At 50.2% G+C, this 21,105-nt stretch carries 18 protein-coding genes; 8 read left to right on the top strand and 10 right to left on the bottom strand.

Translation table 11 applies throughout. The features are described from left to right. Positions 1–268: 268 nt before the first annotated feature. Genes HNQ57_RS07150 through HNQ57_RS07160 form a run of 3 tightly spaced genes read left to right on the top strand, consistent with a single transcriptional unit; the run spans position 269 to position 3,816 of the window. Positions 269–2,038 carry a DAHL domain-containing protein gene (locus tag HNQ57_RS07150; RefSeq protein WP_184461961.1) on the top strand — a complete coding sequence of 590 codons (1,770 nt, stop codon included), beginning with the start codon at positions 269–271 and terminating at the stop codon, positions 2,036–2,038. Positions 2,039–2,040: 2 nt separating this feature from the next. Further along, positions 2,041–2,988, top strand: coding sequence for a response regulator (locus HNQ57_RS07155; RefSeq protein WP_184461963.1), 948 nt, complete (start codon positions 2,041–2,043; stop codon positions 2,986–2,988). A gap of 33 nt (positions 2,989–3,021) precedes the next feature. Beyond that, entirely contained in the window at positions 3,022–3,816 is a 795-nt protein-coding gene (locus HNQ57_RS07160; RefSeq protein WP_226968330.1) for an energy transducer TonB, read from the top strand. Positions 3,817–3,869: 53 nt separating this feature from the next. Here HNQ57_RS07160 and HNQ57_RS07165 read toward each other — a convergent pair whose 3' ends face one another. Continuing rightward, positions 3,870–4,184, bottom strand: a complete 315-nt coding sequence (locus tag HNQ57_RS07165) for an EscU/YscU/HrcU family type III secretion system export apparatus switch protein (protein ID WP_184461967.1) — start codon at positions 4,182–4,184, stop codon at positions 3,870–3,872. After that, positions 4,181–5,557, bottom strand: a complete 1,377-nt coding sequence (fliK, locus tag HNQ57_RS07170) for a flagellar hook-length control protein FliK (protein WP_184461969.1) — start codon at positions 5,555–5,557, stop codon at positions 4,181–4,183. The genes HNQ57_RS07165 and fliK overlap by 4 nt, the downstream gene beginning before the upstream one ends. A gap of 143 nt (positions 5,558–5,700) precedes the next feature. On the opposite strand from fliK, the gene HNQ57_RS07175 reads away from it, so the two are divergent. Both HNQ57_RS07175 and HNQ57_RS07180 read left to right on the top strand, forming a co-directional pair. After that, positions 5,701–6,183 carry a glutathione peroxidase gene (locus tag HNQ57_RS07175; protein ID WP_184461971.1) on the top strand — a complete coding sequence of 161 codons (483 nt, stop codon included), beginning with the start codon at positions 5,701–5,703 and terminating at the stop codon, positions 6,181–6,183. Then, positions 6,180–6,650, top strand: a complete 471-nt coding sequence (locus HNQ57_RS07180) for a MarR family winged helix-turn-helix transcriptional regulator (protein WP_184461973.1) — start codon at positions 6,180–6,182, stop codon at positions 6,648–6,650. Before HNQ57_RS07175 ends, HNQ57_RS07180 begins: the two co-directional genes overlap by 4 nt. 69 nt (positions 6,651–6,719) lie before the next feature. On the opposite strand, the gene HNQ57_RS07185 is transcribed toward HNQ57_RS07180, so the two are convergent. Genes HNQ57_RS07185 through HNQ57_RS07195 form a run of 3 tightly spaced genes read right to left on the bottom strand, consistent with a single transcriptional unit; the run spans position 6,720 to position 9,517 of the window. Beyond that, complete coding sequence (locus HNQ57_RS07185) at positions 6,720–8,087, bottom strand: NAD(P)(+) transhydrogenase (Re/Si-specific) subunit beta (protein ID WP_184461975.1); 1,368 nt, start codon at positions 8,085–8,087, stop codon at positions 6,720–6,722. Next, the gene (locus HNQ57_RS07190; protein WP_184461977.1) at positions 8,087–8,374 is read right to left on the bottom strand and encodes an NAD(P) transhydrogenase subunit alpha part 2; all 288 of its coding nucleotides are present in this window, start codon (positions 8,372–8,374) and stop codon (positions 8,087–8,089) included. The genes HNQ57_RS07185 and HNQ57_RS07190 overlap by 1 nt, the downstream gene beginning before the upstream one ends. 9 nt (positions 8,375–8,383) lie before the next feature. Then, positions 8,384–9,517 (bottom strand): NAD(P) transhydrogenase subunit alpha, encoded by a 1,134-nt coding sequence (locus tag HNQ57_RS07195; RefSeq protein ID WP_184461978.1) that lies wholly within the window; start codon positions 9,515–9,517, stop codon positions 8,384–8,386. Between the two features lie 407 nt (positions 9,518–9,924). Between HNQ57_RS07195 and HNQ57_RS07200 the strand changes: the two genes are divergently transcribed. Beyond that, positions 9,925–12,288: a CHASE domain-containing protein gene (locus tag HNQ57_RS07200; protein ID WP_184461980.1), complete on the top strand. Its 2,364-nt coding sequence runs from the start codon at positions 9,925–9,927 to the stop codon at positions 12,286–12,288. Between the two features lie 42 nt (positions 12,289–12,330). On the opposite strand, the gene HNQ57_RS07205 is transcribed toward HNQ57_RS07200, so the two are convergent. Continuing rightward, the gene (locus HNQ57_RS07205; RefSeq protein WP_184461982.1) at positions 12,331–12,951 is read right to left on the bottom strand and encodes a TetR family transcriptional regulator; all 621 of its coding nucleotides are present in this window, start codon (positions 12,949–12,951) and stop codon (positions 12,331–12,333) included. A 103-nt stretch (positions 12,952–13,054) separates the two neighbouring features. On the opposite strand from HNQ57_RS07205, the gene HNQ57_RS07210 reads away from it, so the two are divergent. Together HNQ57_RS07210 and HNQ57_RS07215 are read left to right on the top strand one after the other, a co-directional pair. Then, positions 13,055–14,242 (top strand): efflux RND transporter periplasmic adaptor subunit, encoded by a 1,188-nt coding sequence (locus HNQ57_RS07210; RefSeq protein ID WP_184461983.1) that lies wholly within the window; start codon positions 13,055–13,057, stop codon positions 14,240–14,242. Further along, entirely contained in the window at positions 14,239–17,355 is a 3,117-nt protein-coding gene (locus HNQ57_RS07215; RefSeq protein ID WP_184461985.1) for an efflux RND transporter permease subunit, read from the top strand. Before HNQ57_RS07210 ends, HNQ57_RS07215 begins: the two co-directional genes overlap by 4 nt. A gap of 50 nt (positions 17,356–17,405) precedes the next feature. On the opposite strand, the gene HNQ57_RS07220 is transcribed toward HNQ57_RS07215, so the two are convergent. From HNQ57_RS07220 to HNQ57_RS07235, 4 genes are all read right to left on the bottom strand, one after another. Next, positions 17,406–17,822 (bottom strand): pyridoxamine 5'-phosphate oxidase family protein, encoded by a 417-nt coding sequence (locus HNQ57_RS07220; protein WP_184461987.1) that lies wholly within the window; start codon positions 17,820–17,822, stop codon positions 17,406–17,408. Between the two features lie 25 nt (positions 17,823–17,847). Beyond that, complete coding sequence (locus HNQ57_RS07225; RefSeq protein WP_184461989.1) at positions 17,848–18,678, bottom strand: CvfB family protein; 831 nt, start codon at positions 18,676–18,678, stop codon at positions 17,848–17,850. 106 nt (positions 18,679–18,784) lie between these two features. After that, on the bottom strand, positions 18,785–19,963 hold the full coding sequence (locus tag HNQ57_RS07230) for a thiolase family protein (RefSeq protein WP_184461991.1): 1,179 nt from the start codon (positions 19,961–19,963) through the stop codon (positions 18,785–18,787). Positions 19,964–20,096: 133 nt separating this feature from the next. Then, positions 20,097–21,089 (bottom strand): GlxA family transcriptional regulator, encoded by a 993-nt coding sequence (locus tag HNQ57_RS07235; protein ID WP_184461992.1) that lies wholly within the window; start codon positions 21,087–21,089, stop codon positions 20,097–20,099. Between the last annotated feature and the right edge of the window lie 16 nt (positions 21,090–21,105).

Genomic DNA, 21,105 nt, shown 5'->3' on the forward strand with positions numbered 1-21,105 from the left:
TTCCCTCTATTAATACAGTGTTTTCTAGACAATCTCATTGTATCAATTGTGGTGGAATCAGGCTTTTTTATTTCTCCTTAACGGGACAGCAGTGATTCCAATAATAAGCTTATAACGAAGATTCCGATTAAGGCCTTTATGAATATCGCTATCTAAATCGCTCGACGGGGCGGGTACGCTGACATTCTCAGGGAGTCAAATAAGGTTTTAAGTTCAAGGAGATATTGTGCCGACTAAACCAATAATAAGAAAATCATCGATGAGGTTTATGTTAGATCGTAACAAGATGGCAATCTTAAAAAGACGCGCTGGTGGTTTTACGCTGCAGCGCTTGCTCGTGGTGTTAGCGGTGTCTTTGGCCTTGAGCTTGATTGTCTTTTTACTATGGAAAATGCTGCGTAACCCCTTAGAGACAGGGCTCCATGTAATCCGCCTAGAGCAAATAGACAGTGCCGCTAAAGCTGACGTTGAGCTTAATCAGCAGATATTGCGAGCGCGATTAGCGCTTGAATCAGGCGCTAGAGAGCTTGAATTGGCGCGAGACCGATTTGACGTCGCGCAGAGTTCCTTAAGCAGTGGTAAGGCTGGCTTAAGTGATTTGAGCCGGGATATTAATCAATCTTTACAGGTATACCGAACCCAAGCGGGCGATAAATTGACGTTGCTGAATGATTATTCGGCGCGGTTGGCGCGTTTGGCGCAATATTTTTCGGTGATGCGTGTGGCCGGCATTTCAGTGCTGAATGCGCCTGCGGTGAATAGCTCAGAGTCACTTCGTAAACGCATAATGATGTTACTTCAAGAGGCAACAGCCTACAGCTTACAGTCCTCGCCGGAGAATGCTTTTGTCATTGATCAGCTGGCGGCCGAGGTTGGCGAGGCTGCGGAACAGCTTGATAATGATGCTGCACGGGGCGCCTTAGGCCACCTCCTTGAAACCGTAAGCTTGCTACGCAGCAGTCGCGATGATTTACAGAAATTAATTGGCCAGTTTGACGCAATCGAGACAGGCGCGGCTTTACAGAGTTTACAATTGGCCTATGAGGATCATTTTCAGGGTCTACAAGACACCGCCCGTCGCTATCGTCAAACTCTCGCGGTATATGCGGTTGCGCTGTTGCTGGCATTCGGGCTGATCGCGGTGCGTTTGCGTTCAAGCTTCTCTGCCTTGGACAGTGCGAACAATGAATTGCAGGATACCAATAGTAATCTAGAGCAAATCGTAAATAAGCGAACTCAGGCACTTAGCAAGGCCTTAGACGATTTGAAGATGCAGCAAGGTCAGCTTATCCAGTCTGAAAAAATGGCCTCACTCGGGCAAATGGTTGCGGGCGTTGCCCATGAAATCAATACGCCGCTGGGTTATGCCAGCAGTAATGTTGAGATTATTCGTGAGTCCTTGCAGGGCATGGGGCAAGAGGTCGATGCGGAAAGCCTTGAGGAATTTGATGTATTGCTGGCCGACGTCGAGTACGGCCTGAATCAAATCTCAGAATTGGTTATGAGTCTCAAGGACTTCAGTCGTGTTGATCGTTCCCAGTCGCAACTGTTTGATTTGAACGCCGGTATCGATACCGCGCTTAAAATTTGTAATAACCAGCTTAAGGATGGAGTTAGTGTTGAGCGAAATTTCGCTGAGCTACCAGAGATAAGCTGTGCACCTTCGCAATTAAACCAAGTTTTTCTTAATCTTATTAATAATGCCGCGCAAGCGATGGATGGCCAGGGCTTGATTCAAATTGCCACGCGCCAGGTCGATGGCGATGTGGAAGTTGCTATTCGAGATAATGGCAGTGGTATGGATGAAGATACTCGTGCTCATATATTTGAGCCGTTTTTTACGACGAAGGCCGTGGGCAAGGGCACTGGTTTAGGTTTGTCGATTGTATTCCGGATTATTGAAGATCACGGTGGCACGATCCAAGTTGAATCAGAACTTGGGAAAGGCACCGAGTTTGTGGTTCGACTGCCGATTAAGAAAGCTGGAAAAGCGGCAGATGTTTCGCCTGCGAATGACGTGGTTTTGCTTGGAGAATAATAATGGATGAATTGGCAAGTGTGGACGTTGCGGAACAAAAGCCGCGTATCTTATTCATTGATGATGAACCGCGCATTTTGGTAGCACTAAAGGCTTTGTTTCGTAAAGATTACGATGTCGTTACGGCGAACTCTGGTGCTGCTGCATTGGATATTCTCCGAGAGGGTGATGTCGATGTCGTCGTGAGTGACCAGCGGATGCCGGAGATGACTGGTGTCGAAGTGCTGCGCTCGGCTAAAGATATTCGTCCCCGTGCGATTCGGGTTTTACTCACCGGCTACTCTGATTTAAGCGCTATTTTGGCGGCGATTAATGATGGTGAGATTTTCCGTTTTATTAATAAACCTTGGTCTAATGTCGATTTGCGCCAAACCATTGCGGCGGCGGTGAAGGCGTCAGCTATCGAGCATGTTGAATTAGCGGTAGAAGAAGATATTAACGAGAAGGTTTATATTCCGGGTATTGACGATGTTGGTACCTTGATTTTGGATGATGACGAAGCTACTCGTGATACCTTGCAGCGGGTGCTTGGTCGTGAGCGAGCAGTGTACTCCGCCAGAAACCTCGATGAAGGTCTCGAACAGCTTGAAAAACATAAGATAGGCGTGATCATTACAGAGCTAACCGTGGGAGGAGAGGTCGTTACCGACCTGCTTAGTGCACTTCGGCAGCATCATCCGAGCTTAGTTGCCATAGTGTTAACTGGGCAGTCTGATGCAGAACAGGGTATCGATCTGATAAATCGCGGGCAAATTTATCGTTTTTTAAGCAAGCCAATTAGCGAGGGTTTATTGCGTGGTAGTGTCAATTTAGCCATGCGTCGCTATGAGATATTGCAAAAAAATCCGGCCCAAACGTTACGTATTGCCGCAGAGGCTGCGCCACCGCCAGCAAATGATACTCGTGGAGTATTTAAGCGGATCGGTCGTTTGTTTGGTTTGACAGCATAGCTGCGTAAAGTCGGAGGTTGAATAGTGAGTGAAATGATGGAAGCAGCGGCATCGCCAAGAAAGACCGGATTTGGACAGTCAGCTGAATCTGTAATTGCGATTTCTTTATTGGGTGTTTGTGCTGCGGCGGGGTTAGCGGCGTTTTTGTCGTCGGGTGGAGATCAAAGTGTAACGAGAACCGCCGCGAGCGAAGCGGCGACCTTTGAGCTCAGCACTGCGCAGAATGGTGAGGCACTGCAATCGGAGGAGCAAGCTGTGCTCGCTGAATGGCAGCGCCGACTAGATGGCGAGTTTAGTCAGCATGAGCAGAGTAAACTTCAGCAGCAGCAATTAGCCACTCTGCAAGAGCAGTCTGCTGCACTGGCAATGGCTCAGGCTGCAGCTGAGGCCGCAGCCCGAGCTGCGGAGGCTGCGGAGACCCGGGCCAAAAATGCTGAAAAGGAGCGTCAGCAGGCAATTGCGGCGGCGCGCCAAAAAGAAGCACCGGCTAAGGCGTCGCCTATTGGCGGTGTGTCGACTAAAGAAGACGTTAAGCCCGCGGTTGTTAGTCGCCGCGCCGCGTCAATTGATTGGGATAGCTGCGCTCGGCCGCAGTACCCGGATGAATCTGTCCGGCTAGGGCAGCAGGGTACTGTTACCATGGAGTTTTCACTTGATGCCACCGGCGTTGTGCAGGACGGCCGGATTATTGAAACCAGTGGTACACGCCGTTTGGACTATCGCGCCTTGTCTGCTTTGTCTAAATGTAAGTTTGAACCCGAGTTAGTTAACGGTAAAGCGGTTGAGTCTTTGACCCAGCTTCGTTTTACGTGGAAGCTCACGCGCTAATACTTACCAGGTCATTCCTCATCGTGAATGACCTTTCGCGTTCCCTGTCTTTCTTAAGGCTGAGTGTCTTCAGTGCGATTGCTGCTCGCCTCTTTGTTGGTGCTGTCTGGTGTTTTATTTTTTAGTCGATAGGCAAAGGCAATGATTTCGGCAACAGCAATATAGAGCTCCTTGGGTATTTCGCTCTCAAGCTCTACATGGCTGAGGAGTTGGAGGAGCTGCTGATTGCGGTATATTGGTATATCGTGCTCGATGGCAATCATTAGTATTTGCCGCGCAAGTTCACCTTCGCCTTTGGCGCTGACTGTGGGTGCATTACGGCCATCATAGTGTAAGGAAACTGCAATTTCACCTGGCGTAGTCGTCATGCTTGGTCTTCCAGTAGTGACTGGCTAATAAGCGGTGAGCTTGGCGCTGGGGTAATGCCTGTGTGTGTTTGAATTTCTGTGTCGACAAGGCCTTGTTCCGTCAAGCGCTGGCTAAGTTCATGTTGGTGCGCGTCAATCAGGCTGCGGGTAGCCTGAATTTCGGTGTTAAAGCTAATTGCGATTTGCTTACCCTGCTGACTTACAAGGGTATTGATGGCACCCAATCCCGGAAGCTCGAAGTTTAGATTAATCTGCCACCGTCGCTGGTGCTGTTCAGTATCCGATTTGGTATTTTCGGGTGAATGCTCCTGTTCTTCTCGTGCACGTAGCCATTGTAGCTGTAGCTGCCAGACATCGATGCCGTCGTCATCTCGAACAGGTACCTCAATTAGGTATTGGTTTTGTAATGGGTCTTTTTGCTGTAGGTGGAGCAGTTGATGGGATTCGAGCCTGGCAATCGCACCACGGCAATCTTGTAGTAGTTGTTTTACTAAGGCTTCTTGGCTGAGCTTTAGACTCCCTAATTCGGGTAAAAGTCGAGGTTGCGAGCGCAATACGCCAGGCAAATCGCTATTTGGAATCGGCCTGTTGTAGTTGGTGTTCTGGCCAAAATGGGGTTTATGGCTATTGAGCGATTGGTCTGGGTTTGTTTGGCCGTTTACTAATAGCGACGAGTCGAGTTTTGTGCCAGCCCCTCGTGCCAATCCACTGTAGTCCTGGCTAAGCTTTGCGGCTTTACTTGCGCTCTCTTGCGGGCTTGCCGCGATGCTCAGCCGTAAGTTCTCAAGTTTTTGTGCGAGCCTTAGCAGGGCGCCTTTCAGGTCGCCCGGCGGCGCTATGCTGGCGGCGAGATTGCTTTCCATAAAGAAGCCGCTGCTTTGAATGGCATTTAGGAGGCCGGCAGGATTGGAGACTTGCTGGCGCGACGGGAGGATACCGAGGAATTCGTTGCTGGCTTTGTTGAGCGCGGTGTTGCTAGCAGGGCTACTGATTAGCTGGCTGATATTGGCGAGCAATTGATTGACGCCCTGCTGCTGAGGTAGCATCGCTTTTAGCAGGGGGTTGAGGGTGTTGGGGCTGGCGTTAATAACTTGGAGGGTGGGGCGCTGCTGGGCATCTTTGCCGGTGACCTGCAGCAATAGTTGCTCACCGCGTCGCAGTGCGGTTTGGCTTTCTGCCATCAGTCGCAGATTGCCTGAAGCAAGTTCATAAAGATGGTCTGCGCGCTGGCCCATGACAACGGCGTTGAGTACCTTGTCTATCGGTAATATTGGTGCGGGCCCAGCGGGGCGATTGAATGCTGCAGGCTGAGTTGCGTTGCTCGGATTGATAATAACCATAGCTGAGTAGGTGCTCGAGGGCGTTATATTCATCTTAACGGCATTTTTATCGTAAACTTGAATTTTAATATATCGCGCACGATATAGTTGCGTGCGATATAGTTAGCTGTTTTAATGGCGATTGTTGATGTTGTAATTGTTACTGGCTGATTTTGCTTAATTTAAAGGAGTACAGAATGAGTACGCTATACGATTTTGAAATTCGTAGCTTGCAGGGTAAAGCGCTGGATTTATCTGCTTATAAAGGCAATGTGGTGCTGGTGGTTAATACTGCAAGCAAGTGTGGCCTTACACCGCAATATGAAGGTTTGCAGGCGCTTTACGAAAAATACAAGGATCAGGGGCTGGTCATACTGGGTGCGCCGTGTAATCAGTTTGCCAACCAAGAACCTGGCGATGCTGGCACGATTGAGGGCAGTTGTTTGGTGAATTACGGCGTCAGTTTTCCGATCACCGAAAAAATTGATGTAAACGGTAAAAATGCCCACCCCTTGTTTGCCTATTTGAAAAAGGCGGCACCGGGCACCTTGAGTAATGCAGTGAAATGGAATTTCACAAAGTTTTTAGTCGGTAAAGATGGTCAGGCGATAAAGCGTTTTGCACCAACCACTAAGCCTGAGAGTATTGTTGCCGATATCGAAGCCGCGCTAGCGGCATGAGTACAGATTTGAGTGCGACGCCGCCAAAGCTTGCGCAGCTGCAGCTAGAAAATCAGTTGTGTTTTCCTTTGTATGCAAGCTCTCGGCTTATTACTCGGCTGTATCAGACGTATTTGACCCCGCTGGGGCTAACGTATCCGCAGTATATTGTCATGATGATTTTGTGGGAGCATGCGCCGTGTTCTATAAAAGTGGTGGGGGATAAAGCCTTACTTAATACGAATACGCTAACGCCCTTATTGAAGCGCTTAGAGCAGCAGGGGTTTATACATCGGCAGCGCGCTGGCCAAGATGAGCGAATGGTGCTTGTTTACCTGAGTGAGGCTGGTGTGGCCTTGCAGGATGCGTGCAGTGAGATACCAGAAAAGTTGGCGGCTAAGCTTGGAGTGAGTCGTGATTCGTTATTAAGTTTAAAGACCTTATTGGATGAAATTTTACCGGCGCTTTGTCTGGCCGTCGAAACCTAAGGGCTTGCGGTTTATATCTAGATAAAAAAACGGGCTCCTAGGAGCCCGTTTTGCTGTGCAATTAAAACCTTAGTTAAAGGCTTTAATGATATTGCCTAGCATTTCTTTCGCGTCACCAAACAGCATCCGCGTGTTCTCTTTAAAGAACAGCGGGTTGTCGATGCCGGCAAAGCCCGAGGCCATGGAGCGCTTCATAACAAACACGTTACGCGCCATATCAACGTTGATAACGGGCATGCCATAGATTGGGCTGCCTTCCATTTCACGAGCGGCGGGGTTAACTACGTCGTTGGCGCCAATAACAATCGCTACGTCGAAGGTTTCCATGCGCGGGTTGACGGCATCCATTTCCAGTAGCAAGTCATAAGAAACGTCAGCTTCAGCAAGCAGTACGTTCATATGACCGGGCATGCGGCCCGCAACTGGGTGAATGGCATAAACGACTTCCGCGCCATTTTTTTCGAGAAGCTCCTGAAGCTCTTTCACGACGTGCTGAGCCTGCGCAACCGCCATGCCGTAACCAGGTACAATTACCACGCTGGCAGCGGCTTCAAGGACGTAATACGCATCTTCTGCGGTCATCGCCTTGGCTTCGCCTTCGATCTTAGCTGCAGCGCCTGTTGCTGATACAGCGCTAAATCCGCTGAACAGAACATTGCTTAAGGAGCGGTTCATCGCTTTACACATAATTTGTGTCAGGATAATACCGCTGGCGCCAACTAGGGCACCGGCCACAATCAGGATGATGTTATTAATGGCGAGACCAGCGGCGCAAGCGGCGAGGCCTGAGTAGCTGTTCAGCAAGGAAATTACCACTGGCATATCGGCGCCGCCGATAGGGATGACCAGCATGATGCCGAGCAGTAGTGCCAAACCAATGACAACATATAAGTAGATAGGTGTTGCGGGATTCAGGGTGAACATCGCCGAGGCGGCAATAATGGCAACGATCAGCAGAATATTGAAAATCCGCTGTCCGCCGAACACCATAGGCTTACCTGCGATGCGCTCGCTAAGCTTGCCCCAGGCAATCATGCTGCCTGAGAATGTCACGCCGCCGATCAGAATTGACAGAACAATGGTGATCAGTTGGAAGGTGTTGGCGTCCATACCGTAAAGGGCTGCCCAGCCTACGAATAAGCTCGCTATACCGCCAAAGCCGTTAAACAGTGCAACCATTTCGGGCATGCCTGTCATTTCAACGCGGCGGGCCACTAGGGCGCCAATAGCGCCACCGGCCACGACACCGGCCAAAATCCACTTGTAGTCGATAATGCTTTGATCTAACAGCGTAATCACGACAGCAATAAACATACCCAGTGCTGAGACGAGGTTACCTTTGCGGGCAGTCGCTGGTGAGCCCAACATTTTTAAGCCAAAAATAAACAGAACGGCAGCTGCCACGTAGGACAGGTTAACCAGTAATTCAATGCCCATTATTTAGCGCCTCCTTTCTTCTTGAACATTGCTAACATGCGGTCGGTGACCATATAGCCGCCAATGACGTTGATGGTGGCCATGGCAACTGCAATGGTGCCAAGAACGGTGGCAAGCACAGTGTGCTCGGCGCCGGCGGAAGTAAGTGCGCCAACCAGGGTAATGCCCGATATGGCGTTAGAACCTGACATGAGTGGCGTGTGCAGGGTTGCGGGGACTTTATTGATCAGCTCAAAGCCTAAAAATATAGACAGCATTAAGATGAAAGCCAGAAATACTATTTCCATCATCTTCTCCTAGTTAATTAGGTTTTTAATGGTTTCGTTAACGATCTCGCCGCCGTGGGTAATCACACAGCCTTGGAGAATATCGTTTTCCATGTCGATAACCATTTTCTTGTCATCGCCGTTCCAGCCTTCATCAACGAGGTTGAAGAGGTTGGATGAGTACATTTGGCTCGCGTCGCGGCAGACAAAGTTAGACCAATTGCCGTCGCCAATAATAGTAACGCCGTCAACAACCACGGTTTTGCCAGCTACGGAGCCTTCGACGTTACCGCCGCTCTCCGCTGCCATGTCGACAATGACAGAGCCTGGCTTCATGCCCTTTATCATGTCGCTGGTTATCAGTACTGGCGGTTTGCGACCAAATAGCTGGGCGGTGGTGATAACAATATCGGACTCAGCAATTTGCTTCTTCTGGCCTTCTAACTGAAGTTTCATTTGCTCCTCAGTTAGGGCTACCGCGTAGCCATCTTTGGTTTGCCCTGTTTCGCCTAAGTCGATTTCGAGGAACTTGCCGCCGAGTGAGCGCACTTGCTCAGCGACGACCGAGCGGGTGTCAAAAGCAACAACCTTCGAGCCGAGGCGCTTTGCGGTAGCAATAGCCTGTAGACCGGCAACACCCGCGCCAATGATAAACGTCGTTGACGGCTTTAGGGTGCCGGCAGGGGTCATCATCATTGGAAGGATGCGTGGTAATTTAGTGGTGGCGAGTAATACCATCACGTAGCCTGCCAAGCTGGCTTGGGAGCTTAGTGCATCCATTTTCTGTGAGCGCGTGCTGCGTGGAATCATTTCCATGCTGATCGCGCTAACACCCTGGTCGCGGAAGGCCTTAATTAGCGAATGTTCATTAAACGGATCCAAATAGCTGATATGAATGCAGCCGGCTTTCATTTGGCCGATTTCATCTATACTAGGTTTGTTGATCCGCAGAATGATATCTGCTGAGGCGAGGATGGCCTGACGATCACTGCTGACAGTGGCGCCGGCGTCGGTGTATTCCTGGTCGCTGAAGCCACTGCCTAAGCCTAGGCCCGCTTCAACTTGCAGTGTCGCGCCGGCCCGTACTAGCTTTTTGGCATCTGTCGGAATGATCGCTACCCGGTTTTCATCGGTAGCGAGTTCTTTTGGGATTCCTATGAGCATCTTTGTAGATCCATTGTGGTTAACTGTTTTGTTATCGGGTAAACGACCTAGGATATTACAACTGGCCGCGATATGCGATAAATGTGTGTTCTGCAGGCGGTATCTATTTCAGGTAAAAGCGCGATAAATTAAGATGATAGCGCCATGCTTCGTGGTTATGGACGGCTGTTTTTCGGGTGTATGGTAGGAATCCTGGGGGGCGAAAATTGGGCAAAAGTGCCTTGATGGAATTTGAATATTTAATGGTATTAGGCAGATATACCTATGGTGGCGCGGCGCGCTACGCCGATAAACTGGTCTTTATGCTGCCAACGCCGAGCTTAGTGCTTGAATATTAGGAAAATACGAGTATGCCAGGATGGTTGTAAACAACGTTAAAAACACGATTTTACGAAAATGGCTGGCAAATGTTTAAACAAGGCTTTCTAGGGATAGTGCTGGTTGCAGTGCTGTATTTAATTGCCGGAAAGCTCGCACTTTTGCTGGCAATTCCTCCAGGTTATGCAACAGCAATTTGGCCTGCAGCCGGTCTCGCATTGGCTTTGTTGTTATTCAATGGTTACCACCTTTGGCCCGGCGTCCTGCTAGGTTCCTTTTTTGTCAATATTGATCTCGCTGGCTTTCAGAGTGAGGCTTGGGAAGAATTTTATCCCACGCTATGGCTTCCTCTTGTTGTTAGCATTGGCGCTAGCGTGCAAGCCGTTGTCGGGGTTTGGCTGCTGCGGCGTTTTGTTGGCTATCCCGCTGAGTTAGACACGGTTCAGTCTGTTTGGCGTTTTATTTTATACGGCTGTGGCATCGGTTGTATTCCTGGGGCAACAGTGGGGGCGTCGGCACTTTGGCTCACGGGGAAGCTCGCGACTGAGAATTATTGGTTTAACTGGTTCACCTGGTGGGTTGGTGATGGTCTGGGGGTCATGATATTCGCCACCCTGATGTTTGTTTTTTATGCGCAGCCCCGGGAGGTTTGGCGTAGTCGTAGCAGAATTTTACCCGCAGTTTTGCTCGGCGCGACGTTTGTTATTGTCAGCTTGTATGTTACTGCAAGTCGTTGGGAACTCGGTAGACAGCAAGCCGATTTTAATGGTCGCAGTGAGCAGGTGTTTCAGCGCGCGCAATCGGTAATTGATGCGCATTTGGCTACCTTGTATTCGGTCCAAGGTTTGTTTGCAGCGTCTAAAGAGGTGACTCAAGCCGATTTTCGTGTGTTTGCAGACGGAATTTTGGCGCGGAATCCGGGTTTTCAGGCCGTAGCTTGGAATGTCAGGGTTGCGGGTGAGGGTCGCCAGTTGCTGGAGTCTCAGATGAGCGCTGAAATGCAGGCGCCCGTATTTATAACGCGGCGAGATGATAATGGTGAGTTGGTTCTTCAAGAAAAACACGACGATTACGTTGTTATTCGCTACATTGAACCTTTGAACAAAAATTTAAGTGCTTTGGCCTATGATATTGGTTCGGCAGACCTTCCGCGTAAAGCTTTATTGCGTGCTGCGGATACTCGAGCGCCCGCGGTAACCGACCCCATTCGCCTTGTGCAAGAGAGCGGCAATCAGCAGGGTGTTGTTATTTACCTGCCGGTGAATATGTCTGCTAAAGGTGGCGATGATGTGCTGGCGGGTTATGTGTCTGGCGTATTTCGAGTTAAAGACCTTATGGGCTTTTTGCTGACGCCAGATTTTTTACAGGGGGTGTCAGTGTCGGTTTTTGATGCCGCGGGGGGCGCCCTTTATCGTAGTGATAGCAATGACCCGCTGGGCCGAGGCGCATTGTTTGTTGAACGCAGAGTTTTGCGCGTTGCCGATCAAGAGTGGCTGTTCCAAGCAGACGCTAATCAGTCGTTTCTTGTCGGTACGCGGTCGGTGGTGCCGTGGGTGATGCTGGCAGCTGGTTTGCTGTTTACTGGTTTGCTAGGTATGTCGTTTTTGGTGCTAACGGGCCAAAAGCACCGATCTGAAGTGGTGGGTGATGAGCTTAAGTTCATGCTCGCCCAGTTGCAGGAGACCCAAGAGCACTTAGTTGAGGCGGAAAAAATGGCATCCTTGGGCGGCTTAGTGGCTGGGTTCGCCCACGAATTAAATACGCCGCTTGGCATCGCTATTACCGCTGAATCGACGCTGTCTGCAGATTTGCGGCGCTTGCATGAAATACTCCCGGCACAGAGTGAGCCGTCTATTGAGCTCTCTGAGTTACTGCAGCGTTTGCAAGAAGCGTCGCGCATTGTACTGGCTAATATACAGCGAGCCGGGAGCTTGATAAGTAGTTTTAAACAGGTGTCTGTAGATCAAGCGACGGCGGAGACCCGAGATATTAATTTATACGAATATCTAAGTGATGTGTTTGTGCACCTGTCGCCGAGTTATCGGCGTAGCGGCCACGAGGTGGTATTGGACTGCCCGCGGACAATATCCTTGCGTACTGTGCCGGGAGGCTTAGCGCAGGTGGTTATTAATTTATTAAATAATAGTTTGATACATGCATTTTCTGAGGGTGAGCACGGCCGGATTTCCCTGACGGTTAGTCAGCATGAATCGGGTGTTAATTTGGTGTTTAGCGATAATGGTATCGGGATGGCGGCTGAGCATGCAAAGCAGGTTTTTGAGCCTTTTTTTACGACTCGCCGTGGATCTGGTGGTACCGGTTTGGGTTTGCACCTCGTCTACAATATTGTCCGGCAGCAATTGCAGGGGCAGATTAAGGTCAGTACGCAGATGGGGAGCGGGATGCATTTTGATATCGCGCTGCCGTTAGCGATCAATAAGTTTGTTGCGTAATGATTGCTGACCTCTGGCGTTGCTGCCGCTGTATTGTGGTGATTATTTAGCTGCTGGTCTAAGCCCTTTTAGGACCAAGTCCATAGAGGCGGCAACATCGTCGGGGCTAATGCCGGGGGGCGGGCTGCTGAGGTGCTGATGAAAAAGGCCCGTAATATGAGAGCGGATATGATTGGTAATGCATTCGGGGCGGAGTTCAGATGTCACTAAGCCAGCCGTTTGCGCCTTTTCAATAAACCGCTGAATGTGCGCAAAGCTAATTTGTCGATTGCGTTCAATATGGGCGTTTAGGAGCGCTGTTTCGTCGCTGAGAGCGTAGCGCAGAATAAAGCGAGTAATTTGCGCTGCTGCCGGAGTGTTGTAGGTTCGGCTAAAGGCATCTACGACAACTTGTTTTAAGGTGTCTAGTGAGGGGGTGTCAGTCTCAGCTGTGTTGAGGGCTTCCATCGCCGCTTCAGTTGGTGCACTGACGCGGTCAATCATGGCGGCTATTAATGATTCTTTATCACTGAAGTGCCAATAAATCGCTCCTCGGGTTACGCCCGCTGATGAGGCGATGTCATCGAGCCGGGTTCTGCTAATACCTTGCTTGGCAAAGAGGTCCGCGGCGGCGTCTAATATGGAGCAGCGGGTAATTTCGGCGTCAGCCTTGGAGCGTCTCATGGCATTTTATATTCTTAGAAGTTTTTAGTTCAAGCACTTTACATACATGCGGGTATGTATGTAAAGTGCTTGAATTATGGGAAGTCTCCGTCAGAGGTTGCAGATGGTATTTGGTATTCAGTTCACCCCTCGTTCCTTAATGCCTGTGTTTGCGCTGCTGGCGGCGATATTTGCGGTGAGTGGCTGCGATGATCAGCCGCAAGCTGCGCTAGAGCGGCCTGCTGTTACAGTGAATGTGCTGCGGGCAGAAGCGCACGCGGTGCCTATTGGTGGCTTGTATCCCGGTCGCGCAATGGGCTCTAAGGAAGTGCAGATACGAGCGCGAGTTGAGGGAATCTTACTGCGTCGAACATATACTGAAGGCCAGGCAGTGAAAGCCGGGCAGTTATTGTTTCAAATTGACTCTGCACCCTTTCAGGTGGCGCTTAATCGCAGCAAAGCGCAGTTGGCGCAGGCTAATGCAGGGCTATCGGCGGCGGCGCGGCGCTGGGAACGTGCTGGCGAGCTTATTAAGACCAATGCTATTAGTCGTCGTGAGCGCGATGACGCGGAGTCTGATCTAAATTTTGCAAAGGCGGCAGTGCAGCTTGCTGAAGCAGAGGTTGAGGCTGCGCAGATCAACTTGGATTACACTCAGGTGCGGGCGCCGATTGCAGGTATGACGAGCCGTGAACAGCTATCAGAAGGCAGTCTCGTCGGGCCAGGGAATAGTTTACTCACTGAAATAACGCAGCTAGACCCGATACTCGTCAATGTTTCACTGCCAGATAAGCTGATGCTCAGTATTCGCCGAATGATTGAGCGTGGTGAAGTCGAGTTTGCCGAAGGCAAGCGCGAGGTGGAAATTATTCTTGGGCCAGATGATACCTATCCGTATCTTGGGCATGTTGATTTTACCGAAAGCGCAATAGATAAAATGACGGGTACGGTTCAATTGCGGGCTACCGTACCCAATCCCGATAGCAGTTTGTTGCCGGGTCAATTTTTGCGGGTGCGGTTGCACGGTTTGGTTAGTCTGCGATCTATTGTTGTACCCGCACGAGCTATTATGCAGAGCGCTCAGGGTATTTATGTGTATCGTGTTGATAAGGATAATCGCGCGGAAATCGTAAATGTGACGCTGGGTTTGGAGTCAGAAGAAGGCGTCATCATTGAATCCGGTTTAAGTGTTGCGGATCTCGTTGTTGTTGACGGCGTATCGAGGGTGCAGGCTGGTACATTGTTAGCGCCAACCGAAATAGTCGCTGAGGGCTCTGCCGACGCGCTTACTGTGGAGGGTAAAGCCCAGTGAGTGCGCGCTTTTTTATAGACCGGCCGGTATTGTCGATTGTTTTGTCCTTAATGATTTTATTGGCCGGTGCCACCGCAATGGGGCGTTTGCCTATTGCCTTGTATCCAGAGTTTTTGCCACCAGAAATAGTTGTTACGGCAAGTTACCCCGGTGCTAATGCTGAAACCTTAGCTGAAACCGTCGCGGCGCCGCTAGAGCAGCAAATTAATGGTGTAGACGGCATGCTGTATATGTCTACACAGGCGTCGAGTTCAGGTGTGGTGAGTATCAGCGTTGTTTTTGCCACCGGTACCGACCCCGATCAGGCCGCGATTAACGTTAGTAATCGCGTTGCCGTTGCCGAGAACCGGTTGCCAGAGGCGGTAAAGCGATTAGGTATTCAGGTCAGTAAGCGGTCGACCAGTATTTTGATGATCTACGCGCTAACCTCAGATAACCCCCAGTACGATGCAATTTACCTGAGTAATTACGCATTATTAAATATCGTCGACGAGCTGCGCCGATTGCCCGGTATTGGCGATGCGCGCTTATTGGGCGCCAAAGACTATTCGATGCGAATTTGGTTGCAGCCAGATCGTTTGGCTGAATTCGCCCTAACACCCGCCGATGTGGCGCGGGCGGTGAGCGAGCAAAACGCCAATTTTGCCGCTGGTAAATTTGCGGCTGAGCCCATGGTGAAGGAAGCGCCGTTTACTTACACCGTGACCACGCAGGGGCGGTTAGCGACGGTGGCGGAATTTGAGCACATCATTTTACGGTCAAGTAATTCTGGTGCCACGCTTCGTTTAGGTGACGTGGCGCGGGTGGAATTAGGGGCTAAAGACTACGCGTTTCAAGGGGCCTTTAATGGCCAACCGGCAGTTCCTGTTGCTATGTACCTGCAGCCTGGTGCGAATGCATTAGAAACGGGGGCTGAGGCGCAGGCGGTGCTAGCGGCAGTGCGGGAGAAACTGCCAGAGGGTGTTAATCTCGATCTCGCTTTTGATACGACGGTATTTGTCGAACACTCAATTAAAGAAGTGGTAGCAACATTTTTTGAAGCTCTGCTGCTGGTAGTGCTCGTCATGTTTTTGTTTCTGCAAAATGTGCGCGCAACAATTATTCCTCTGCTGGCGATTCCGGTATCGATCATAGGCACGTTTGCCGGTCTTTATATTGTTGGTTTTTCGATTAATTTGCTGACGCTATTCGGTCTTATTCTTGCCATCGGCATTGTAGTAGATGACGCTATTATCGTTATTGAAAATGTTGAGCGCATCATGGAAGAGCAGCATGTCGATGCCAATACTGCAGTCAAACGGGCAATGGAGGAGGTGTCTGGACCTCTAATTGCTATTGTATTGGTGCTTTGCGCTGTATTCCTCCCCGTTGTTTTTATGGACGGTCTTACCGGTGAGATGTACCGGCAATTCGCGGTTTCTATTTCGGTTTCCGTTATTTTATCGGGTATTGTTGCGTTAACACTGACCCCAGCATTGTGCTCTATGATGCTAAAAACCAAAGATCACAAACCGGCGGAACGTGGCTTTTTGGGTGGGTTTAACCGCGGGTTTAACGGCCTTCGCAACGGCTATGTATCGGCAACCAGCTGGGTGCTTAATCACCGAATATTGGGCTTGTTGATGTTTTCCGTCCTTATCGCTTCAACGTGGTTTTTGTTTCAAACTGTCCCGAAAGGTTTGGTGCCAGCAGAAGACCAAGGCTACGTCGTTATGGTGTACAAAACGCCGCCGGCAGCGTCGCTGTCACGTACGGTGGCGGTAACCGACCCGATGAATCAGCGCATTCTTAAGGAAGATGAAGTCAAAGGTGTGATGACATTTGCCGGCTTTGATATTTTGTCGTCTGCTCAGAAAACCAACGCGGGCGTGTCGTTTGTTATGCTCAAAGATTGGTCTGAACGGCCAGAGGCGGCGCAAAGCTCTGTCGCAGTGGCGCAGCGCTTGCCACGCTTGGGTCACGACTTGCTGGATGGTGTGATGTTTGCGTTTAACCCGCCGCCAATTATTGGTTTAAGTACGACCGGTGGCTTTGAGTTGTATGTGCAAAACCGTGGCGACAGTGATATGACGATCATGGCTGAGGAGTTAAATCGCTTTATTCAAAAAGCCAATGAGCAGCCGGAACTTCAGGGGGTGTACAGTACTTTCGATATTAATACCCCACAGTATCGCCTGTTTTTAGATAGAGAAAAAGCGCTGAGTCTTGGCGTGCCGGTCGCCGATGTGTTCAGTACAATGCAGGCGACGTTTGGTAGCTTGTACGTAAATGACTTCACATTATTTGGTCGTAGTTTTCAGGTAAACCTGCAATCCGAAGAGGACTTTCGCGGCAGTCCGGAAGATTTAAGCAAAGTATTTGTGCGCTCGGTGAGTGGTAATCTGGTTTCCTTGCGAACATTGTTGCGTGTCGAGCGGATTGTTGGCCCTGATGCGGTGAGCAGATTTAACGGTTTTCCGGCTGCCAAGGTGTTGGGTAATCCCGCGCAAGGTTACAGTTCCGGTGATGCTATTGCGGCGCTAGATCGCGTTGCGGCTGATATTCTGGGGCGTAATTTCACCTTGGGGTGGGTGGGGAGCTCCTATCAAGAGAAGGCTTCTGGCGGCTCTGGTGGCCAGGCATTTGTTTTAGCGGTGTTGATGGTGTTCCTTATTCTCGCTGCGCAGTACGAGCGTTGGATGGTTCCTGCGGCGGTTATTTTGGCGGTACCTTTTGCGATATTAGGCGCAATTGCCGCAACGTGGATGCGAGGTCTGGAAAATGATATTTATTTCCAAATTGGCTTGGTGTGCTTGATCGGTTTGGCGAGTAAAAATGCCATTTTGATCGTGGAATTTGCGATGCAAAAGCAGCGTCAAGGTATGTCGCTCGCTGACGCTGCGGTAGATGCAATTCGCTTGCGTTTTCGTCCCATTGTAATGACGTCTTTAGCCTTTACGCTCGGCTGCTTGCCATTAGCACTGGCCAGTGGTGCCGGGGCGGGGAGTCGCGTTTCACTCGGTACGGGGGTTATCGGAGGTATGTTAGTGGCCACGTTTGTGGCGACGATATTTGTGCCTTTGTTTTACGTTTTGTTTGCTGGTCTAGGTGAGAAGTTCAAGCGCGCCAAATAATAGCGCGCTTCATTGAGTAGGATAAAGGCAGCGATTTTCAGGCTTATACCCTAGCTGCCTTGCATCCGCGCACTAAAGTCCCAATCTGATTGGCTGGTTATTTTTAAATGAATTGCATACTCATCGGCGCGGCGGCTGAGCAGCCATTGCCTTAAGCCCGGTTGACTGTCACCGAGGTAACGGGCGATTAATCTGCTTAATACCACGCCCTCTGAGTCGCTTTTTAAACTTGCTATTGCCTTGCCACGCACGCCTTTATAAGGCACAGAGTTAACCGACACTTCAAATGCGCAGTTAGGGTTGGCTTTTAATAAGCGAATAATTTTTGCGGATGCGTGGCTTGCGCACAGCAATTCACCCTCTTGATAAATAAACCACAGCGAGCAAATCACTGGGAAGCCGTCTTTGTCGATAGCAGCAAGTCGCACGGGGACTAGGCTGTTATTTAAAAATTCCGTCGTGTCCATAAGTGTTCCGGTGCTCTTAGATTGCTTAGGGTTTTAATAGACGTATGCCTTGGTCCTCTATACCGATGCGCTTCTGCTTATATAAGCGGCCGATGGCTTGTTTAAAGATCTTTTTACTAACGCCAAACAAACTATAGATCGCTTCTGGTGGGCTTTTGTCGCCGATGGCAAGAAAGCCGTCATTGGCTTCAAGTTGGGCAATGATCTTGGCTGCAATATCGTTGCCGCCAATATTAATAGGTTGGATGCTGAGGTCGATACGGCCGTCGTCGCGAACCTTTTTAACATAGGCAGTAAGTGTTTCGCCTTTGCGCAGTGGTCGAAGTAAGTCGCTATCGTAGAGTAGGCCCCAGTATTCATTATCGATAACCGCTTTATATCCCAGCTCTGTTTTACCGGCAACGATAACGTCAAAGCGTTGGCCTCGGCTTAAATGAGGGGCCGTATCTTCGATAAACTCGTCGAGCTTCATCGAAGCCACTATGCGGTAACTTTTGTCTAAGTAAATTTTGACCAGGGCTTTTTTGCCAGCGGTGATTTCACCCATATGCTCGGCATAGGGGAGTAGCAGCTCTTTATCTAGTCCCCAATCCAAAAATGCACCGGTATCATTGATCTGAGCGATCTTTAGCAGAGCAACATCCCCTAACTGTGCCAGTGGCGTTTTACTGCTCGCAATTAAGCTGCCATCACTATGGTGGTGAATAAAACCGTCGACAATATCACCGATTTGGCAATTCTCAGGTGCGTTTTTTCTACTGAGGAAAATGTCTCCTAAGTTACCACCATCGAGATAAAAGCCAGCAGGTGATTGGCGGCTGACCGTAAGCCGGTTAACGCGACCGATGTCGGGCATTCAAACTTCCTCGGGGAATTTAGCAGCAAGTCTAGTGCGACTTGCTGCTTGAGTACAGCAGGAAAAGATAGGTGTAAAGCGGTCCGCAAAGGGAGCCGCTACAAGCTTAGCTTAGCTCGATTGCCACCGCGAGCGCTTCACCACCTCCGATACACAGTGATGCGACACCGCGTTTCTTTCCGTATTGCTGCAAAGCATAGATTAAACTCACAATAATACGTGCGCCAGTGGAGCCAACGGGGTGGCCCTGGGCGCACGCGCCGCCGTGAACATTGACTTTGGCATGGTCTAATTCCAAGTCGCGTATTGCTAACATGGTCACCATAGCGAAAGCTTCGTTGATTTCCCATAAATCAACGTCGTCCTTGCTCCAACCCGCTTTGGCTAACACTTTCTGCATCGCGCCAACCGGGGCGGTGGTGAATAGCTCGGGTTCAAGAGACTGGCGACTGTGGGCGACAATGCGAGCGAGGGGCTTTGTGCCAGTTTCGGCTAGGGCTGCTTCGCTCATTAACACCAATGCTGAAGCACCATCAGAAATCGAGCTCGCATTGGCGGCGGTGATAGTGCCGTCCTTTGAAAAAGCGGGCCGCAGCGTTGCTACTTTCTCAATAGATGCGGTGAGAGGTTGCTCATCGTCAGTTACCACAGTCTCGCCCTTGCGGGTTTTCACGGTGACTGGCGCGGTTTCGGCTTTCAGTGAACCATTTTCAATCGCGGTGCGGGCCCGATTGAGTGACTCAATGGCGTAAGCATCCATTTGCTCGCGGGTAAATTGATTGTCATCGGCAGTTTGCTGAGCAAAGCTGCCCATCATTCGACCCGTGTAGGCGTCCTGCAGTCCGTCAAAGAACATGTGATCTTCAAATCCTTTGGCGCCAGTGCCTACGCCTTTGCGTGCATTGAGGACGATATGTGGCGCATTGCTCATGCTCTCCATGCCACCGGCGACGACAATATCGCAGCTGCCCGCTTTAATTTGGTCGTGAGCATAAATAGTGGCTTGCATGCCAGATCCGCAGAGCTTGTTGATCGTAACCGCGCCCGTTGAATTAGGAATGCCTGCCATGATTGCGGCTTGGCGCGCGGGGCCTTGCTTGAGACCTGCTGGTAAGACGCAACCCATAATGACATCGTCGATGTTAGCGGCGTTGATATTGGCGCGCTTAACTGCTTCGGCGATGGCGGTTGTGCCTAACTCGACCGCAGTCATCGCGCTTAATGAGCCTAACATACTGCCCATTGGCGTACGGGTTCCGGAAACAATATAAACGGAATTGGACATAAAGTTTTTTCCTTAAATTAAGCGGCTGTTCAATGTGGGTTTTGCCCAGTGAAACCGGCGTGATTGGCGAGGGTGAATTGTAGAAAAAAAGTGGCGTATTTAGCCATAAATCTCTGTTTTTTTCAATTTTTAGCTAGCCTGACTTGTTTACTTCAAATAGTTTACGGCGCACTGCGCGACGGTATTCACCTGGGCTGCTTGTGTTGTGTTGCTTAAATAAGCGGCAGAAATAGCTGCTGTCGTTATAGCCACATTGCTGACCTATTTCCTCAATGGAAAGATTACTGTTTTGCAGGAGGTCTTGAGCTAACTCTAAGCGCATTTTCTGCATGTATTGCAGTGGCGGTAGGCCGGTGGCTTGCCTAAACCGGCGATGAAAGCTCCGCTCGCTTAGGCCGCTGAGGTGAGCGAGGTCTTTGATGTTAAATGCTTCATTCAAGTGTCTTGCTAACCAATTTTGGGCTAGGGCAATGGTTTCATCGCGGTGCAGGTCATTGCGGTCAACACGGTAACTGTTGCGGGAGAACGGGCGGCGGCTTTCTGGCGAGAACTGCTGGGCTACCCGGCGGGCAATTGATGGGCCCCAATAGCGGTCAATGAGGTGTATTACTAAGTCCGCTGCTGAGTTAACGCTACCGGTGCAGAAGAGGTTGTCAGCTTGGGTAATGAGGTAATCACGATGCAGAATCACTTGCGGGTAGCGGTTAGCGAAGTCGTCAAAATAGTGCCAGTGAGTGGTTGCTACTCGCTTGTTTAGTAATCCCGCTTCGGCGAGGAAATAGCTGGCATTGCCCACGGCGCAAATATCTGCACCACGACGTTCCTGCCGTTTTAACCAATCTTGGATTTCAGGACGGGTCGGTGCGCCTCGGTGAGGATGTCGCCAACGGCTGGGAATAATGATGAGGTCGTAGTTTTCGTCGGTGCAAAGTGTGGTGTTGGGGGTGATCTGCATGCCGCCCGATACGTGAATAGGCGCGGGGTCTAAACCAATAATTTCGATTTCAAGCAGGGGCGCACGCTCTTTTAGTTTAGACACGCTGTTTGCTGCTGTTAAGAGCTCCATCGGCAGGCTAATGCTGGTGGCGAGGGCGTCGTGAAATGCTAGAAGGGCGACTCGTTTCATGGCTGACACATACGTC

The sequence above is a fragment of the Zhongshania antarctica genome, from assembly GCF_014202945.1.
GTDB classification, from domain to species: Bacteria; Pseudomonadota; Gammaproteobacteria; order Pseudomonadales; family Spongiibacteraceae; genus Spongiibacter; species Spongiibacter antarcticus.

Excerpts from the sequence above, each read along its gene's own strand:
- HNQ57_RS07150 (WP_184461961.1), top strand. The coding sequence starts at position 269 with ATGTTAGATCGTAACAAGATGGCAATCTTAAAAAGACGCGCTGGTGGT.
- HNQ57_RS07155 (WP_184461963.1), top strand. The coding sequence starts at position 2,041 with ATGGATGAATTGGCAAGTGTGGACGTTGCGGAACAAAAGCCGCGTATC.
- HNQ57_RS07160 (WP_226968330.1), top strand. The coding sequence starts at position 3,022 with ATGATGGAAGCAGCGGCATCGCCAAGAAAGACCGGATTTGGACAGTCA.
- HNQ57_RS07165 (WP_184461967.1), bottom strand. The coding sequence starts at position 4,184 with ATGACGACTACGCCAGGTGAAATTGCAGTTTCCTTACACTATGATGGC.
- fliK (WP_184461969.1), bottom strand. The coding sequence starts at position 5,557 with ATGAATATAACGCCCTCGAGCACCTACTCAGCTATGGTTATTATCAAT.
- HNQ57_RS07175 (WP_184461971.1), top strand. The coding sequence starts at position 5,701 with ATGAGTACGCTATACGATTTTGAAATTCGTAGCTTGCAGGGTAAAGCG.
- HNQ57_RS07180 (WP_184461973.1), top strand. The coding sequence starts at position 6,180 with ATGAGTACAGATTTGAGTGCGACGCCGCCAAAGCTTGCGCAGCTGCAG.
- HNQ57_RS07185 (WP_184461975.1), bottom strand. The coding sequence starts at position 8,087 with ATGGGCATTGAATTACTGGTTAACCTGTCCTACGTGGCAGCTGCCGTT.
- HNQ57_RS07190 (WP_184461977.1), bottom strand. The coding sequence starts at position 8,374 with ATGGAAATAGTATTTCTGGCTTTCATCTTAATGCTGTCTATATTTTTA.
- HNQ57_RS07195 (WP_184461978.1), bottom strand. The coding sequence starts at position 9,517 with ATGCTCATAGGAATCCCAAAAGAACTCGCTACCGATGAAAACCGGGTA.
- HNQ57_RS07200 (WP_184461980.1), top strand. The coding sequence starts at position 9,925 with ATGTTTAAACAAGGCTTTCTAGGGATAGTGCTGGTTGCAGTGCTGTAT.
- HNQ57_RS07205 (WP_184461982.1), bottom strand. The coding sequence starts at position 12,951 with ATGAGACGCTCCAAGGCTGACGCCGAAATTACCCGCTGCTCCATATTA.
- HNQ57_RS07210 (WP_184461983.1), top strand. The coding sequence starts at position 13,055 with ATGGTATTTGGTATTCAGTTCACCCCTCGTTCCTTAATGCCTGTGTTT.
- HNQ57_RS07220 (WP_184461987.1), bottom strand. The coding sequence starts at position 17,822 with ATGGACACGACGGAATTTTTAAATAACAGCCTAGTCCCCGTGCGACTT.
- HNQ57_RS07225 (WP_184461989.1), bottom strand. The coding sequence starts at position 18,678 with ATGCCCGACATCGGTCGCGTTAACCGGCTTACGGTCAGCCGCCAATCA.
- HNQ57_RS07230 (WP_184461991.1), bottom strand. The coding sequence starts at position 19,963 with ATGTCCAATTCCGTTTATATTGTTTCCGGAACCCGTACGCCAATGGGC.
- HNQ57_RS07235 (WP_184461992.1), bottom strand. The coding sequence starts at position 21,089 with ATGAAACGAGTCGCCCTTCTAGCATTTCACGACGCCCTCGCCACCAGC.